The organism is Thermodesulfovibrionales bacterium (genome assembly GCA_026417875.1).
Classification (GTDB): Bacteria; Nitrospirota; Thermodesulfovibrionia; order Thermodesulfovibrionales; family CALJEL01; genus CALJEL01.
This window is the reverse complement of the sequence record JAOACK010000001.1, coordinates 73,856-89,333: the sequence shown is the minus strand read 5'-3', so window position 1 is coordinate 89,333 and position 15,478 is coordinate 73,856. Positions and strand designations below refer to the sequence as shown.

At 40.6% G+C, this 15,478-nt stretch carries 20 protein-coding genes; all 20 read left to right on the top strand.

The window, feature by feature from the left end:
- Nucleotides 1-234, top strand: a 234-nt coding sequence (gene fliI / locus N2257_00525; protein MCX7792881.1) for a flagellum-specific ATP synthase FliI, incomplete at its 5' end; no start/stop codon positions are given.
- Complete coding sequence (locus N2257_00520; protein MCX7792880.1) at nucleotides 234-665, top strand: flagellar export protein FliJ; 432 nt, start codon at nucleotides 234-236, stop codon at nucleotides 663-665. The genes fliI and N2257_00520, both read left to right, overlap by 1 nt.
- The gene (locus tag N2257_00515; GenBank protein ID MCX7792879.1) at nucleotides 662-1,132 is read left to right on the top strand and encodes a hypothetical protein; all 471 of its coding nucleotides are present in this window, start codon (nucleotides 662-664) and stop codon (nucleotides 1,130-1,132) included. The genes N2257_00520 and N2257_00515 overlap by 4 nt, the downstream gene beginning before the upstream one ends.
- 86 nt (nucleotides 1,133-1,218) lie before the next feature.
- Nucleotides 1,219-2,448 (top strand): flagellar hook-length control protein FliK, encoded by a 1,230-nt coding sequence (locus tag N2257_00510; GenBank protein ID MCX7792878.1) that lies wholly within the window; start codon nucleotides 1,219-1,221, stop codon nucleotides 2,446-2,448.
- A gap of 17 nt (nucleotides 2,449-2,465) precedes the next feature.
- Entirely contained in the window at nucleotides 2,466-2,867 is a 402-nt protein-coding gene (locus N2257_00505; protein MCX7792877.1) for a hypothetical protein, read from the top strand.
- Entirely contained in the window at nucleotides 2,864-4,159 is a 1,296-nt protein-coding gene (locus tag N2257_00500; GenBank protein ID MCX7792876.1) for a flagellar hook protein FlgE, read from the top strand. The genes N2257_00505 and N2257_00500 overlap by 4 nt, the downstream gene beginning before the upstream one ends.
- 548 nt (nucleotides 4,160-4,707) lie before the next feature.
- On the top strand, nucleotides 4,708-5,175 hold the full coding sequence (locus N2257_00495) for a flagellar basal body-associated FliL family protein (GenBank protein MCX7792875.1): 468 nt from the start codon (nucleotides 4,708-4,710) through the stop codon (nucleotides 5,173-5,175).
- A gap of 7 nt (nucleotides 5,176-5,182) precedes the next feature.
- The gene (fliM, locus tag N2257_00490) at nucleotides 5,183-6,133 is read left to right on the top strand and encodes a flagellar motor switch protein FliM (GenBank protein MCX7792874.1); all 951 of its coding nucleotides are present in this window, start codon (nucleotides 5,183-5,185) and stop codon (nucleotides 6,131-6,133) included.
- A 12-nt stretch (nucleotides 6,134-6,145) separates the two neighbouring features.
- On the top strand, nucleotides 6,146-6,442 hold the full coding sequence (fliN, locus tag N2257_00485; GenBank protein MCX7792873.1) for a flagellar motor switch protein FliN: 297 nt from the start codon (nucleotides 6,146-6,148) through the stop codon (nucleotides 6,440-6,442).
- Nucleotides 6,439-6,834, top strand: coding sequence for a flagellar biosynthetic protein FliO (locus N2257_00480; protein ID MCX7792872.1), 396 nt, complete (start codon nucleotides 6,439-6,441; stop codon nucleotides 6,832-6,834). Before fliN ends, N2257_00480 begins: the two co-directional genes overlap by 4 nt.
- On the top strand, nucleotides 6,821-7,453 hold the full coding sequence (gene fliP / locus N2257_00475) for a flagellar type III secretion system pore protein FliP (GenBank protein MCX7792871.1): 633 nt from the start codon (nucleotides 6,821-6,823) through the stop codon (nucleotides 7,451-7,453). The genes N2257_00480 and fliP overlap by 14 nt, the downstream gene beginning before the upstream one ends.
- Nucleotides 7,450-7,719, top strand: a complete 270-nt coding sequence (fliQ, locus tag N2257_00470; GenBank protein MCX7792870.1) for a flagellar biosynthesis protein FliQ — start codon at nucleotides 7,450-7,452, stop codon at nucleotides 7,717-7,719. Before fliP ends, fliQ begins: the two co-directional genes overlap by 4 nt.
- Complete coding sequence (locus N2257_00465) at nucleotides 7,720-8,472, top strand: flagellar biosynthetic protein FliR (protein MCX7792869.1); 753 nt, start codon at nucleotides 7,720-7,722, stop codon at nucleotides 8,470-8,472. It abuts the gene before it with no gap.
- A complete protein-coding gene (locus N2257_00460) occupies nucleotides 8,472-9,503 on the top strand; it encodes an EscU/YscU/HrcU family type III secretion system export apparatus switch protein (GenBank protein MCX7792868.1) in 1,032 nt (343 codons plus the stop codon). The genes N2257_00465 and N2257_00460 overlap by 1 nt, the downstream gene beginning before the upstream one ends.
- Nucleotides 9,500-11,524 carry a flagellar biosynthesis protein FlhA gene (gene flhA / locus N2257_00455; protein ID MCX7792867.1) on the top strand — a complete coding sequence of 675 codons (2,025 nt, stop codon included), beginning with the start codon at nucleotides 9,500-9,502 and terminating at the stop codon, nucleotides 11,522-11,524. Before N2257_00460 ends, flhA begins: the two co-directional genes overlap by 4 nt.
- Nucleotides 11,514-12,608 (top strand): flagellar biosynthesis protein FlhF, encoded by a 1,095-nt coding sequence (gene flhF / locus N2257_00450; GenBank protein MCX7792866.1) that lies wholly within the window; start codon nucleotides 11,514-11,516, stop codon nucleotides 12,606-12,608. The genes flhA and flhF overlap by 11 nt, the downstream gene beginning before the upstream one ends.
- Nucleotides 12,601-13,440 carry a MinD/ParA family protein gene (locus N2257_00445; GenBank protein ID MCX7792865.1) on the top strand — a complete coding sequence of 280 codons (840 nt, stop codon included), beginning with the start codon at nucleotides 12,601-12,603 and terminating at the stop codon, nucleotides 13,438-13,440. The genes flhF and N2257_00445 overlap by 8 nt, the downstream gene beginning before the upstream one ends.
- Nucleotides 13,437-14,198 carry a FliA/WhiG family RNA polymerase sigma factor gene (locus N2257_00440; protein ID MCX7792864.1) on the top strand — a complete coding sequence of 254 codons (762 nt, stop codon included), beginning with the start codon at nucleotides 13,437-13,439 and terminating at the stop codon, nucleotides 14,196-14,198. The genes N2257_00445 and N2257_00440 overlap by 4 nt, the downstream gene beginning before the upstream one ends.
- The gene (locus N2257_00435; protein ID MCX7792863.1) at nucleotides 14,198-14,632 is read left to right on the top strand and encodes a response regulator; all 435 of its coding nucleotides are present in this window, start codon (nucleotides 14,198-14,200) and stop codon (nucleotides 14,630-14,632) included. Before N2257_00440 ends, N2257_00435 begins: the two co-directional genes overlap by 1 nt.
- On the top strand, nucleotides 14,622-15,476 hold the full coding sequence (locus N2257_00430; GenBank protein MCX7792862.1) for an HDOD domain-containing protein: 855 nt from the start codon (nucleotides 14,622-14,624) through the stop codon (nucleotides 15,474-15,476). The genes N2257_00435 and N2257_00430 overlap by 11 nt, the downstream gene beginning before the upstream one ends.
- The last annotated feature ends 2 nt before the right edge of the window (nucleotides 15,477-15,478 follow it).

Here is a 15,478-nt window from a genome sequence, read left to right as displayed (position 1 = left end):
GGACAGCACAGAGAGTACGCAATGAAGTTCATCGATGCCTATTCCACTTATAAAAAATTTGAGGATATGATAAACCTGGGTGCCTATAAAGAGGGTTCCAATCCAAAGGTTGATTATGCCATGAAGAAGTATGATTCAATGAGAGCCTACATTAGACAGGATATGAATGAGCACCGTGATCTTTCAGACAGTATTCAGGATCTAATATTACTTTTTGATAAAGGGAGGTCCTGATGACAGAGAAGAGGATAAGGAGAATAATAAACCTTAAGGAAAACGCTAAAGAAGAGATGGACAGGGAGATTAAAAGGATAAACAGGGAGCTTACTCAGGGTAAGGAGAATCTCAACAGTATTGAAAATGCAATGGACAGGCTTCTTGCAGGATTTCAGCCACATGCTTCATCCATGAATCCATTGGAGCTTGAGCTTTTTTATAATTCTCTTTTTGAACTTCAGAAAGAGGCCTCAAAGGAAAAGAGGCAGATAAAAGCCCTTGAAGATGATCTCGAGACCAAAAAGGCAAAGGCACTTGAGTTAAGCAGAGAGAAAAAATTACTTGATATTCTTCTTAAAAGACTTGTCAGGGAACGTTTAACAAAGGCATCAAAGGATGAACAGAGGGAGATGGATTTTGATTTCATAATCAGGAGACTCAGGGAATGACAAGATTGATATCCTGCTTTTTTGCCATCTTAATTGTGCTTTTTAGCACAGCAGGTAATGTCCGCTGTCAGGATGAACTCCTTGCCTTAATTGAGAAAAGGCAGAAAGAGCTTGATGAAAGAGAAAGGAATTTAAAAGTAGAAGAGGAAAGGCTTGCGGCACTAAAGAGAGACCTGGAGCTCAAGATAAAAAAATACTCAGAGCTCCTGAAAAAAATAAATTCCATACTTGATGAAATTGAACAGCGGGATATTAAAAATATGGAATATCTTGTTAAGGTCTATGAATCAATGCCACCTGAAGAAGCAGGTGAGAGACTGAGTGCACTTGATGAGCTTACGGCAGTAAGAATCCTTGAAAGGATGAAACCAAGAAAGGCTGCTGCAATACTCTCCACAATGGATCCAGGGAAAGTCTCTTCCATAACAAGGCATCTATCAAGTAAGAAAAATATTCCCCGGCGGTAAAATTTTCCTTCTTGCTTTATTAAAAATGCTTTGCCTTCAATCTTATTTCCTGGCATGAATATTGAATATGCCTTTTTATGAATATTATGATGGTCTTCCAGCATGCAGAGGTTGTTCAAAGGATTAATGAAATGACCAGAAATATGCCAGCTTCTTTTTATAAGCTTCTTTTTTGCGAAGCAGAGATCCTGAGGGATAATGAAAAACCTGACCTATTGCAGTATACTTGTCCTTTTACGGAAAGTGCAGAGCTCAGTTCTGAATCAAAGGATGAAGATAAACCTGATTTTAAAAAAATAAATTTTTTCGGCGAACCGGTGCGACCAGCGGAAACTTCATGTGTAGAGGTTAAGATTGCTCCAGAGATTTTTTTTCCTAATAATGGATATTTACCTGAATTGAAAGATAAAGACAAAGAATTACAGGTCATTATGTTTCCGTTGAAATTCTGTGAAAGTAACAGTGCGGGGTTTCAGAGTACCGAAAACCTTAATGCCTTTCAGACGGGATCCCTTCATTCCGGAACCTCTAACCTTTTATCTAAAAAATCTGATATCTCTTCTTTTAACAGACAACCTCTCTCAGGGCTGTCCAATGATGCTCGGACTTCTGAAAACATCATGATTCATGGTTTTTATGAACCTCTTACCAAGGTCTCATCCGGACTCTACGAAATTGTTACAAGAGATCTTGATCCCGCTGCTGATACTGTTGCTGGATTTTTTAAGAGCCGGGTTCAGGATTTAACGCTCACAGAACCTCTGATGAAGATGAGCAGTGGTAATTCTTTCTTTAAAGAGAGAAGATTTACTTTAACGGAGAAAGACCAGATTCTGGATTTCTTACACTCAGGCTCTATTGAATTTCATGGTTCTAAAGGGGATATTAAAGCAATTACGCAATTGGGTACAGACCTTGATACCAGAATAAAAAAGATAGAAAAACTCAGTTCCTATTATGAAAAGGACATTCAGACTTTACGGGTTTCTGTAGAGCCTGAGGGTCTTGGACGACTCGAGATTGCCCTCAATTCACAGAAAGGAGTGATAAAGGGGTACATTAGCGTCTTTGAGCTGCCCTCAAAGGAGGTGATAGAAAGAAATCTCTTTAATATTATCTCTATGCTCCAGAGGGATGGCATCAATATTGGTTCATTAACAGTGGGTTTAAGGGATAGCAGAAACAGTAATGATGAAAGGGAAAGAACCTCAGGTCCAAGAAACAGAATTGAAGGTAAAAAAGAAGTTTATCCATTTCAGAACTATGAGGGTCTAAGATATAAGCCTTTAATTAATGGCTTGAGCATATATGCATAACATGAAAGGAGGAAAAGATGATAAGGGATGTAATGAGTGGTACAGTGCATGGACAAAATATGCCTGGCAGACAGCTTTCAAAGAATGAATTCCTGAGGCTCTTCATAACCCAGTTGAGGTTTCAGGATCCCCTCAACCCCCTTGACAGTACAGGCATGACAGCCCAGCTCGCTCAATTCAGTGCACTCGAGGAGCTACAGAATCTCAGAAGCCAGATGAATGACCTTCTCCTCTATCAGAATTCTCTGCAGAACACCATGGCTATAAGTTTAATCGGTAAGAGGGTCAGGACTGGAGATGAACCCTTATATAAAACAGTAACAGGCATAACCTTTGAGGACAACACAACCTATCTTTTACTGGACAGTGGTGAGAAGGTCCAGTTAGGAGATATTAAAGAAATAGGAGGTGTATTATGATCACATCACTTTACACAGCCATCAGCGGCATGAATGCCAACGGGACCTATCTATCCGTTATTGGTGACAATATTGCCAATATGAATACCATCGGTTTCAAGGCAAGCAGGGTTGCCTTTGGAGATGTCTTGAGCCAGACAATTACAGGACTTGTGGGCACATCCCAGGTTGGTAGGGGTGTGCTTGTCAGTAGTATCACACCTCTATTCACACAGGGTTCTTTTGAATCAACAGCAAGTGCTCTTGACCTCGCCATTGATGGTGATGGATTCTTTATAGTTACTGATGGAGGCGCAAGATACTATACAAGGGCAGGTCAGTTCCAGATTGACAAAAATGGAAATATAGTGAACCCGGAGGGTTTGATTCTTCAGGGATACCTTGCTGATGCAGCGGGAAATATCACAGGTACTGTCGGAAATCTCACCATAGCAACAAGGCAGACGCCTGCAAATATGACCAGGGCAGTAAACATCGCCATTAATCTCAATGCCCAGGCAACATTACCTGCTGCTCCTTTTACACTTGATGGAAATGGAGATGGTATAAATAATGATCCCCAGAATTATAATTTTTCCTCTTCTGTTACAGTGTACGATTCTCAGGGAGGACCTCATCAGATAACACTTTATTTCGTTAAGACAGGTGCAAACACATGGGATGTTCATTATGTTTATAACGATCCTCTTAATCCCGGTCAGCTACTTGATGCAGGTACTCAGACCCTGATCTATAATGCTGATGGCTCACTGAACACTGATAATTCAGTACCAATCAATTTTAACTTTGGAGCAGGTATAACCTCACCTCAGGCCATTACATTTAATTATGGCATAGGAACAAGTGAAACACCTTCAGGAAATGGACTTGATGCATCAACACAGTTTGCCTCTGAATTCAGCCTTATGAATCTCAGCCAGGATGGGTATCCAGCAGGGTTTCTGAAAAACATAATAATATCAGAGGACGGAGTAATAACAGGTATATTCACCAATGGTCAGACAAGGACACTGGCACAGGTAGCCCTCGCAAGATTTCTTGCACCAACTGAACTAACAAAGCTCGGACGTAACCTCTATGCAGAGTCCTTTGATTCAGGCCAGCCAATTGTTGGTATGCCTTCAACCTCAGGTCTTGGAAGGGTGCTTTCAAATACCCTTGAACTCAGCAATGTTGACCTTGCAGAGGAGTTTGTAAAGATGATATCTGCCCAGAGAGGATTCCAGGCAAACTCAAGGATCATTACAACAACTGATGAGCTTCTTCAGGAACTTGTCAATCTGAAAAGATAGTAATAATTTAGAGGGACACCTTTATAATTTAGCAGGGGTGTCCCTGTTTCATCATTTAATTATGATGTAATTTTTTTGCTTGATACTATCGAGATATACAATTCTCTTAAAGAAGACCTTCCAGAGGCTGTAGCACTGTAGCCTGCCAATTTACTGGGAAAGGACGAGAGGAATGGACACTTTTTACCTGGTTTATAAACTTATCAAAAGTTAAAAAAGAAACTTTTTATGAAAGAAAGGGTTAAACATTTAGTTAATAAAGGATACTTGAGCCTTAATATATGAGATTGTTGAAGAGCGGAGAATTAAAAAGGCATTAGAACATAAAAAGTAGGCAGGAAGAAGATTTTAGATATCTTCAATAATATAGGCCAGGTGGGACAGGAGATAGCCAGCTCAGGCTGAGATACTTATTTCAACTGAAAAAGCACCGATATTATGTCATTTGTTTGACAGAAAAATTTTTCTTTTAAAAAAAATTTTTAATTTCAAAGATTTATATCTTGGCATGTTTTTTGATTATATTCTTAAAAAATTCAGGAGGTCCTATGACAGAAGAGAGGCATGACGAAATCCATCACGATGCTAAGAAAAAGGGGAAAGGTTTTCTTATATTAATTATTATCTTTACCCTCGTTGCAGCTGGCGGACTAAGTTATTTCTTTTTATTCAGCAAAAAATCAGCTCCCTCTGAGACCGAAACCAAGAAGCATGCTCAGAAATCTGCCCTTATTGCCCTTGATCCTTTTGTTCTCAATCTTCTTGAACAGGGAAGGTTTCTTAAGGTCTCCATGCAGCTGGAGATTGTGGATGAAACTCAGAGGGAGCTTGTCCAGTCAAAGATACCCCAGCTCAGGGATGCCATTATCACCCTTGTAAGCAGTAAATCTGTTGAGTCCATTTCAAGTCCTGAGGGTAAGATTCAACTCAAGGATGAGATACTACTCAGGGCAAATCAGATTATGGAAAAGGATGTAATCAAGAATATTTATTTTACGGAATTTGTGATGCAGTAGGTCAGGTATGAGCAGGATACTTTCCCAGGAAGAGGTTGAAGCTTTACTTAAAGGTGTCCAGACAGGAAGGATAAGCACAGAGGCAAAAAAAAAGGCCTTTGAGGTAAAGCCCTATGACTTTCTTAATTCTCCCAAACCATTAAAGAGTGCACCAGGGCTTGACAGGGTCTTTCAGAAATTCGGTTCTTTATTTAAGAATTCACTTTCAACTCTTCTTTATAAACCCCTTGATCTTCATACAAGGCCGTCAGAGCATGTAAGGTTCAGTGAATTTGTAAAAATGGTTCAGGTGCCCTCAAGCGTAAATGTAATCAAACTGAATCCATTAAATGGAAACGGTCTCTTTATTATGGAGACATCCCTGGTTTTCGCACTTGTAGAACTCTTTTTTGGAAGTCATAAAGTGAAACTCCAGAAGATAGAACCAAGGAATTTTACCTCTACAGAGGAAAGGGTTATTAAAAGGATAGTACTTCTTGCCCTTAATGACCTTGCAAACGCATGGAAGGACCTTTTTGTATTGAATCCTGAGTTGGTCGGCTCTGATATAAATCTTGAGTCAACAGGAATTGCCACTACATCTGAATTGATCATTAAGGCAGAGTTTCAGATAAATGTTGATGAGTTCTCAGGTAAAGCATTCTTTGCCATTCCTTTTTCGGTTATTGAGCCCTTTTCTGAGCAGCTCGTGAAAAAGAGTCCAGAGATAAAGGATGATGAGTGGATAAGTGTTTTGAGGGAAGCAATCCTTGATTCAGAAATTGAGGTGATTGCAGAACTTGCAAGACTGGAATTTACCTTTGGAGAAATCCTTAACCTCAAGCCAGGAGATGTAATAGCTCTTGGTGTGGGTGTAAATGATGAACTACTATTAAGGATTGAAGGTATCAGGAAATTTAAAGGCGTTCCTGGTAACAGCAGGGGAAATCAGGCTGTAAAGATAACTGCTTTATGTTAAAGAGGAGGAAAGATGGCAGAAAAAACAATTACAGAATCAAAGGTTTCGCACCGGGATCTGGATTTTCTTCTTGACATACCTCTTGAGGTTACTGTTGAGCTCGGAAGGGCAAGGATGCTTATAAGAGATCTTCTACAGCTCGGGCAGGGTTCTATACTTGAGCTCGACAAGCTTGCTGGAGAGCCCCTTGAGATACTTGTGAATAACAGGCTTGTGGCAAGAGGTGAGGTTGTGGTTGTTAATGAAAAATTCGGCATAAGGCTTACAGAGGTCATAAGTCCCCAGGACAGGATTAAACAGTTAAGATGATGGATTCTTATATTCAGATGGTTTTTGCCTTTGGTGCTGTTTTAGGGCTTCTACTTATTTTTTATGGTTTTACACTCAGGAGAAGGCAGACAGAAAGAAGTCTTATAAATATAATTGCCTACAGGGTTCTGGATCCAAAGAGAGGTGTTGCTGTAGCAGTAATGAAGATTGGAGAAGAGATCCTCTTTATAGGTATCACACCAAATGATATGAGGATTCTGAAGAAAATGCCGGATACAGAGGTCAGAAATCATAAATCAGCAGTAAATGATCTGAGATCAGAGGTAAGGAATAAGGATGCTTTCTCTGTTCAGGATGAATTCAAGTTCCGGACTTCTGATCTCCGGTCTCTAACATCTGCCATGAGGAAAAGGCTCAATGAAGATAACTGATCCAGCAATAGAGGTATTTTTTCTGGTAGGAGCGCTATCACTCCTTCCTTCTATACTTGTGAGCTTTACATCCTTTACAAGGATAGTGGTTGTTATGAGTATCTTAAGGCAGGCACTTGGAAGTCCCAATCTTCCACCAAACTCTGTAATCATAGGCATATCATTATTCCTTACTTTTTACATAATGGGTCCAACCCTGGATAGCGTCACCAGAAATGCCTTAATGCCCTATATTAAAAAGGAAATATCAATTGACCAGGCCTTAAAAAAGGCAGAACCAGACATAAAGGCCTTTATGCTAAGGCAGACCAGAGAGAAAGACCTTGCCCTCTTTGTGAAGCTATCAAAACAGGAGATTCCCTCAAGGCCTGAGGAATTGTCCCTAAGGATAGTTGTTCCTGCATTTGTTATAAGTGAGCTCAGCACTGCCTTCAAGATAGGGTTTCTCATTTATCTGCCCTTTCTTGTTATAGATATGGTTGTGAGCAGTATTCTTCTTTCCATGGGTATGATGATGCTTCCGCCAGTGCTTGTATCTATGCCCTTTAAGCTTTTGCTCTTTGTTATGGTTGATGGATGGAATCTTATTGCGGGTTCACTTGTAAGGAGTTTTCAATGACCGTGGAGCTTGTAAGGGACATAGCAGGTGAGGTTCTGAAGACTCTTCTCATGGTATCAGGTCCGGTACTTATGGTGAGTCTTATAGTGGGTCTTCTTGTGAGTCTCTTCCAGGCAGTCACTCAGATACAGGAATTTACACTTGTCTTTGTGCCGAAGATAGTTGCTGTATTTATCTGTATTTTTTTATTGATACCCTGGATGGCTAGGATACTTATTTCTTTTACTGTAAGTCTAATGGATAAGATCCCTCTTATGGTGAAGTAGATGGAGATAAGGACTGAGGAGATAATTGATTTTTTGTTGATATTTGTGAGAGCAGGTATCGCGATGACCCTGCTTCCTGTCTTTGGAAGCAGAAATGTACCGGCTACCTTCAGGATAGCTTTTATTATTAGCTTTTCATTTCTGCTGACTCCTGTAATGGATATAAAGATATCTCAGGGCGATATACCTTTACTCATGATCTCAGAGTTTTTGGCAGGTATGGTTCTGGGAATAATCGCAAGGACGGTATTCTTGGTAGCTGAAATTGCCGGGCAGGTAATAAGCAATACAGTAGGTCTTTCAATGGCAACAATTTTCGATCCAGAGGCCGGACATTCCACAGAGATATCAAGGCTCTTCTGGATTCTATCCCTTTTTATATTTTTTACCTCCGGTATTTACAGAGACATCATTTATATATTTGTAAAAAGTTATGAGATCGTTCCGCCCGGAAGACTTTATTCAGGAGATATTGTGAAGGAACTCATCCCCTATGGAGGCACAATTATTACTACAGCTCTTAAGATGGCATCTGGAGTTGTTGTCGTTATGTTTGCTGTGAATATTGTTATGGGATTTATCTCAAGGGCTGTTCCACAGATGAATGTATTTTTTGTAGCCTATCCATTTTATATAGGTCTGGGCCTTTTTGTAATGCTTGTATCTCTGCCTGCTTATATATATTTTTACAACACATCCTTTGATGCAATGAAAGAAGAATTAATGAAATCCCTTTATTTGATGAGGAGATAATGCCTGACTTTGAAGAAAGAACTCAGGAAGCCACACCTAGAAAAAGACAGAGGGCAAAAGAGAAAGGCCAGGTTGCTCGTAGCAGGGAACTTGTATCAATGGCTGCCTCTGGAGCAATCCTACTGGGTTTTTTTGTTTCAGGAGAAAAGCTGATGGCAGGGGTGTCTGACCTTTTAAGGGGAGGATTAAGTTTGCAGTACGGAACAGAGCCTCTTGAGGTTATAAGAAAAACAGGTAGCGAGTTATTCCTGTATATTATGCCCCTTCTTATTGTTAGCTTCTCAATGGTGCTTCTTTCAGGTTTTATGCAGGGAGGCTTTGTCCTGAAGTCAGTAGAGATTGATATGGAGAGGATAAATCCCTTAGGGGGATTCAAGAGGCTTTTTTCCATGACAGGAATCTTTGAGTTTCTGAAGGGATTAGCTAAATTTCTTATAGGAGGATTTGTTATTTATCTTGTACTAAGGAAATACCTTCCGGAAATTTCAAGGATGCCTGCCATGTATTTTGAAGATATTGAGAGAAGCAGTCTTATGATAATAAAAAAATCAACACTGACAATATTCATTACTTTTTTGAGTCTTTCTTTTATTGATTATATCTATGAGAGATTTAGATTTGAAAGATCTCTAAGAATGACGAGACAGGAACTTAAAGAGGAGTTTAGAGAAACAGAAGGTGATCCCCTGATAAAGGCAAGAATCAGGAGCATACAGAGGGAGCTTGCAAGGAAAAGGATGCTTCAGGAAGTTCCAAAAGCAACTGTGGTTGTTACAAATCCCACCCATATTGCTGTTGCCCTGCTGTATAAGAAAGAGATGGCAGCTCCAAAGGTCATTGCAAAGGGAGCAGATTTTCTAGCAGAGAAGATAAAGGAGATTGCAAGAACCCACGGAGTTCCCATCTACGAAGACAGGGCAATTGCAAGAGCACTCTTTAAGGTAAAGCTTGATTCCTATATTCCTGAAGAACTTTACAGGGCAGTGGCAAGGATAATTGCCTATGTATACAGATTGAGAGGTGTATCATGACCGCAGTAGATTTTCTGAACAGACGTTCTGACATAGTAATCGTTACTGCTATTGTGGGTATTATAGGAGTGATGATCCTTCCTGTGCCTCCTTTGATGCTCGATCTTCTCCTTACACTTTCAATCTCCCTTTCTATAGTAATCATAGTAACAAGTATATTTATTAAAAAGCCCCTTGATTTTTCTGCCTTTCCGACCATTCTTCTTGTTGCTACCCTTTATAGACTTGCCCTTAATATTGCATCAACCAGATTGATTCTTCTTAGAGGTCATGAAGGTCCGCAGGCAGCAGGTGAAGTTATAAAATCCTTTGGAAATTTTGTTGTTGCTGGCAACTATGCTGTAGGAATGATAGTATTCCTCATACTGGTGATCATTAACTTTGTGGTTATAACAAAGGGTTCTGGAAGGATTGCAGAGGTTGCAGCAAGATTTACCCTTGATGCAATGCCTGGCAAACAGATGGCTATAGATGCTGACCTTAATGCAGGAATTATTGATGATGCAGAGGCAAGAAAAAGGAGGGCTCTCATTGCTCAGGAAGCAGATTTCTACGGCGCAATGGATGGTGCAAGTAAATTTGTAAGGGGAGATGCAATTGCTGGTCTCATCATAACAGGAATAAATATAATAGGAGGACTTCTTATAGGTGTTCTCCAGCAGGGCCTTCCTCTAAGTGAGGCTCTCAGAACCTATACCATACTAACGATAGGTGATGGATTAGTTGCCCAGATACCAGCCCTTCTTGTATCTACAGCAGCAGGTATTGTGATAAGCAGGGCAGGCACAGAGACAGACCTAGGTAAAAGCATAGTGTCTCAGCTTTTCATGAGTTCAAGGGCGCTCTGGACTGCCTCTGCGCTTTTATTTATATTCGGAATAATCCCTGGGCTCCCCCATCTTCCTTTCTTCATGCTCTCTGTTGCAACAGGTGCTCTTGCCTATGTGGTTACAAAACCACCTGAACAGGAGGTGAGAGTGGAGCAGGCTCCAAAAGAGATACCCCCCGAATCTTTTATAGAAATAGAACCTATGACCTTTGAGATAGGATATGGACTTGTGAGCCTTGTTGATGGAGAGGCACCTTTACTTGGAAAGATAAAGGCAATGAGAAGACAGCTTGCGCAGGAACTTGGCTTTGTTATCCCTTCTATTCACATAAAGGATAATCTTCAGCTCAGGCCCCATGAGTATTCTTTTTACATAAGGGGTATAGAGGTTGGTAGAGCAGAGATTATACCTGGCCATTTTCTTGCTGTATCTGCTGAAAACACAGAGAGACTCAGGGGTATTCCGACAAAAGAGCCTGCCTTTGGAATTCCTGCTTACTGGATTGAAGAGCAGGAAGTTGAGGAAGCACGCATGAAGGGTTATATGGTGGTTGATATTCCAACCGTCATAGTTACCCATATAACAGAGCTTATTAAAAACCATTCATGGGAACTACTAACAAGAAGTGAGGTTCAGAATATACTAAACAGTGTATCCAGGAATTATCCAAGACTGGTTGATGAACTAATACCAGCTAGTATGACACTTGGCGGAGTTCAGCGGGTTCTCCAGAATCTTCTTAAAGAGAGAATTCCCATTAATGATATGGTTACAATCCTTGAAACACTCCTCGATCATGCACAACAGACAAAAGATGTTGAGCTTCTTACAGAGTATGTGAGACAGTCGCTTTCAAGATATATTACAAAGAATTTTGCCAGGGATGGCTTTATCCATGCCCTGACCCTTGATCCGAGGTGGGAGTTAAAGCTTAAAGAGGCAATTGATTCAGGCGGTCATATATCTCCAGATGATCTGGGAAGGCTCCTGAGAGCCATAGAGAATGCCATAAAATCTGCAGGAGAGAACTTAAAGGGTTTTCAGCCTGTTATAATCACCTCACCTTATATCAGGAGATTTCTGAGGAAACTGATTGAGAGGATTATTCCTTCACTGATGATTCTTTCCACAGCCGAGATTTTACCTTCAGTAAGAATATATACAGCGGGGGTGGTGAGATATGAAGATTAAGAGATTCCGGGCAAAGAGTTTTTCAGAAGCTCTTGAACTTGTAAAGAAAGAGCTCGGTGAGGATGCAGTGGTACTTAGTACAGAGGAAAAGAAGGGTATAATACCCTCCGTAGAGGTGGTGGCAGCAATTGACTACGATGATCCTTCAGAGAATTATAAAAATTTTTCATCACAGATAAATAAAAAGCCAGATCTTAACAATTCTCTAGAACCAGAGGCGTCAGAGATAAGACAACTCCTTTCAGAGATAGCATATCTCAAAGATTCAATCAATGAACTTAAAAGATATGGATATGAACTAACTTTGCCGGAAAAGAAGAGAGAGATATTTAATTATCTCAGAGAGAGGGCTATAAGGGATGAATTCTCTCTGAGGCTCTGCAACAGGGTCAGTACAAAGGAAGAACTTTTAAGACAGATATCTATGGACTTAAAGATAAAGAGGACTGTTTTTAATAGAAGGGCAATAATGCTCATCGGTCCAACCGGTGCTGGCAAGACCACAACAATTGCAAAACTTGCCTGGATTGCAATAAGTCAGGGACAGAAGGCTGCACTGCTTTCTCTCGATACTTACAGAATAGGTGCAATGGAGCAGATAAGAATCTATTCAAGGATCATGGGTATACCCCTTCTTGTAGTCTCAGGAGTAGAGGAATTAAAGGAGGGTCTTGAAAAATTCTCTTCTAGAGATACTGTGCTTATAGATACTACCGGAAGGAGTCCATCAGACAGAAGATATATATCTCAGCTTTCATCTATCATAACAGAACTAAAGAATCTTCCCGGAGATTTCAGCCTTGAGCTTCATCTTCTCATAAGCTCAAACTCTGATGAAAGCTCGATGATAGAGGCTTATAATCATTACAGAGAACTTCCCATAAATTGCATTGCCTTTACTAAGGTAGATGAGGCGGTAAGATTCGGACATCTTTACAATATTTACCTTACCTACCAGAAGCCTGTTGCGTACATAACAACCGGTCAGACTGTACCTGACGACATAAAATTTCCTGACCAGCGGGAACTCGCTTCACTTTTTCTCAGAAAGGGTTATTTTTGTAAGGAGGTGGTTAATGTCTGAAAGGGCTGTAAAGACTATATCAATCACGAGTGGAAAGGGTGGTGTGGGAAAAACAAATATTGTTGCAGCTCTTGCAATTGCCATGAGAAGACTCGGAAGGGATGTAATGATATTTGATGCAGATCTCGGTTTGAGTAATATAGATGTCCTGCTTCACCTGGCACCGAAGTACAATATTCAGCATCTCCTGAGGGGAGAGAAGACACTCAGTGAGATCATAATAGATGGACCTTTTGGAGTGAAGATAATTCCAGCAGGTTCTGGCATCCAGGAGCTTACAGCCCTTAATGAGTTCCAGAGATTGAAGATAATGGAGAGCTTTGACTCATATGATGGAAAGGTTGATGTGCTCCTGATTGATACACCTGCAGGGATATCTGAGAATGTTGCCTTTTTCTGTACCTCTTCTGAGGAAATAGTTGTTATAACCTCTCCTGAACCCACCGCAATTACCGATGCCTATGCAATAATTAAGGTGCTCTTCACAAGATATCAGGAAAAGGATTTTCATATCATAGTAAATTCAGCAAAAGACAAAGAGGAAGCCCTTGAGATTTTTGATAGATTATCACTCGCAGCCGAGAGATTTCTCAATATATCCTTGAATTATCTCGGCTATATACCACTTGATGATGCAGTGAAGAAATCAGTGATGGTGCAGCGTTCCTTTGCAGATCTCTATCCAGGTTCTCCAGCAACAAAGGCTGTTATGGAGATAGCAGAGAAGCTTCTTGAAGAAGAGGTACGGATAAAGGGAGGTCTTCAGTTTTTTATAAGAAATCTTATCGGTGGTTTGAGGGAAAAATCACTCTGTACGGTGGAAGAGAGATGAAAAGGATTGACATTTTATTAGAAGAGAAAGAAAGGACTGAAAAAACTAATCTTGAGGAATCCAGAAGGGAAGAAATAATCAGGTCCTTCTTACCCTTTATAAAATATACGGCATTGCGATTAAGCTGGAGACTTCCACCCCAGTTAACAACCGAAGACCTCATGAGTGCAGGGATAGCAGGTCTCCTTGAATCCCTCGACAGATACAGGGAAGAACTCGGAAATCTTGATTCCTTTGTGAAACAGAGGATCAGGGGTGCAATGATTGATGAGCTCAGGGCAAACAGTCAGCTATCAAGATCTTTAAGAGAAAAACTTTGTGCGATCAGGGATATGCACAGGGAGCTGGAGATAAAGCTTGGAAGGGCTCCGGAGGCAGAAGAGATAGCTGAGGGACTTAATATATCCATAGAGCAATACTACAGTATCCTCAGCGAGACAGCTAAATCCCATACCCTCAGGATGGACGAGTATATTGATCACAGATATGATGATGAGCTTTCTTTACATGAGTCCATACCTGATAGAAATATGAAGACGCCGGAAACCCTTTTTGAAGAAAAAAGATTGAAGGAGAGGATAGCCTCCTTAATAAATAAACTTCCAGAAAAAGAAAGACTTGTCCTTTCCCTTTATTACTGGGATGAGCTTACCATGAAGGAGATTGCCTCTATTCTTGGAATCACGGAAGGAAGAGTTTCGCAACTTCATAACCAGGCAATAATGAGACTGAGAAGTTCTTTTATGGAGGAAGCATAATGGATGAAATAGCTCTCATTTATTGTGATATAATGAAAAAAAGAGGGATGGGGGCTGGCTTGAAAGAGATTCTTGTAATTGATGATGAAGAGTTTATATCTGATATACTGAGTATTGTGCTTTCAGAACTTGGCTATTCTGTGACTGCTCTTCAGGATGGTACGGAGGCCTTGAAATATATAACTGAGAGAGAATACTGGGCTATTTTCTGTGATCTCAAGATGCCTGGCCTTGATGGCTTTGAGGTTTATGAGAAGGCTGTCGAATTAAGACCTGAGCTGAAAAATCGTTTTGTGCTTCTTACAGGCACCCTGCTTGATAAATCTATAAAAGAACTAATAGAGAAAAGGGGTATGAAGATACTCTTCAAGCCTTTTAATTTTGAAGATGTTAGCAGACTTCTCAGGGAGCTAGAGAAAAGCCATGTTGAATGATGACCTTAAGAGACTGATCCTTTCAACCTGCGATATACCTGCTGTGCCCCATGTGGCATTAAAGGTTGTAAGGTTAATTGATGCACCCGGTACCAGACTTGATGAGATTCAGAGGGCAATCCTTGCAGACCAGGCACTCACATCAAGGGTTTTGAAGATCGCCAATTCAGCCTATTATGGATTGAGACATAGTGTTGATACTGTATCAGAGGCAGTTGCAATAATGGGATTTAATACATTAAGAAGTCTTGTCCTTGCAGCAGCAACAAAGGAGGTCTATAAGAGGTTTGGCATTATTGAACAGAAACTCTGGGAGCACAGCCTTGGTGTTTCTGTTGCGGCATCATTAATTGCAAGGAGAAAAAGAAATATAAAGATGGAGGAGGCATCAGTTGCCGGGCTTCTTCATGATGTTGGCAAGGCGCTGATGAACAATGCCCAGCCCGAGAGATTCATGCTCCTTATGGAGAGGGTTTATGATGACAGAGTCACCTTCAGTTCTGTGGAGAGAGAATATTTTGCTTTCAGCCATTCGGACGCAGGCTCTATCCTTGCCGAAAAATGGGGATTTCCGTCGCTTCTCTGTGAGGTTATAAGGGACCATCACAGCTGTGATTCACAACAGGGTGATGATCCCTACAAAGACGAACTCTGCAGAATAATAAGTCTTGCAGATACCCTCTGCCTGAAACTCGGGGTAGGTTACAGGGGACCTATGCAGGATATAGACCTTAAAGAGGAAGAGAAAATCAGATCCCTTTTTATTGCACCGGATGAATATAAAAAGATTGAAGAGGAATTCAAGAATATCTATCTTAAAGAGAAGTTATTTTTTCTGGAGTGAGC

Bases quoted from the DNA above. Each gene is read 5' to 3' on its own strand.
- N2257_00465 (MCX7792869.1), top strand. From the start codon at position 7,720: ATGGAGATAAGGACTGAGGAGATAATTGATTTTTTGTTGATATTTGTG.
- N2257_00440 (MCX7792864.1), top strand. From the start codon at position 13,437: ATGAAAAGGATTGACATTTTATTAGAAGAGAAAGAAAGGACTGAAAAA.
- N2257_00495 (MCX7792875.1), top strand. From the start codon at position 4,708: ATGACAGAAGAGAGGCATGACGAAATCCATCACGATGCTAAGAAAAAG.
- N2257_00510 (MCX7792878.1), top strand. From the start codon at position 1,219: ATGATGGTCTTCCAGCATGCAGAGGTTGTTCAAAGGATTAATGAAATG.
- N2257_00500 (MCX7792876.1), top strand. From the start codon at position 2,864: ATGATCACATCACTTTACACAGCCATCAGCGGCATGAATGCCAACGGG.
- fliM (MCX7792874.1), top strand. From the start codon at position 5,183: ATGAGCAGGATACTTTCCCAGGAAGAGGTTGAAGCTTTACTTAAAGGT.
- N2257_00435 (MCX7792863.1), top strand. From the start codon at position 14,198: ATGGATGAAATAGCTCTCATTTATTGTGATATAATGAAAAAAAGAGGG.
- N2257_00445 (MCX7792865.1), top strand. From the start codon at position 12,601: ATGTCTGAAAGGGCTGTAAAGACTATATCAATCACGAGTGGAAAGGGT.
- N2257_00505 (MCX7792877.1), top strand. From the start codon at position 2,466: ATGATAAGGGATGTAATGAGTGGTACAGTGCATGGACAAAATATGCCT.
- fliN (MCX7792873.1), top strand. From the start codon at position 6,146: ATGGCAGAAAAAACAATTACAGAATCAAAGGTTTCGCACCGGGATCTG.
- flhF (MCX7792866.1), top strand. From the start codon at position 11,514: ATGAAGATTAAGAGATTCCGGGCAAAGAGTTTTTCAGAAGCTCTTGAA.
- fliQ (MCX7792870.1), top strand. From the start codon at position 7,450: ATGACCGTGGAGCTTGTAAGGGACATAGCAGGTGAGGTTCTGAAGACT.
- N2257_00520 (MCX7792880.1), top strand. From the start codon at position 234: ATGACAGAGAAGAGGATAAGGAGAATAATAAACCTTAAGGAAAACGCT.
- N2257_00515 (MCX7792879.1), top strand. From the start codon at position 662: ATGACAAGATTGATATCCTGCTTTTTTGCCATCTTAATTGTGCTTTTT.
- N2257_00460 (MCX7792868.1), top strand. From the start codon at position 8,472: ATGCCTGACTTTGAAGAAAGAACTCAGGAAGCCACACCTAGAAAAAGA.
- N2257_00430 (MCX7792862.1), top strand. From the start codon at position 14,622: ATGTTGAATGATGACCTTAAGAGACTGATCCTTTCAACCTGCGATATA.
- flhA (MCX7792867.1), top strand. From the start codon at position 9,500: ATGACCGCAGTAGATTTTCTGAACAGACGTTCTGACATAGTAATCGTT.
- fliP (MCX7792871.1), top strand. From the start codon at position 6,821: ATGAAGATAACTGATCCAGCAATAGAGGTATTTTTTCTGGTAGGAGCG.
- N2257_00480 (MCX7792872.1), top strand. From the start codon at position 6,439: ATGATGGATTCTTATATTCAGATGGTTTTTGCCTTTGGTGCTGTTTTA.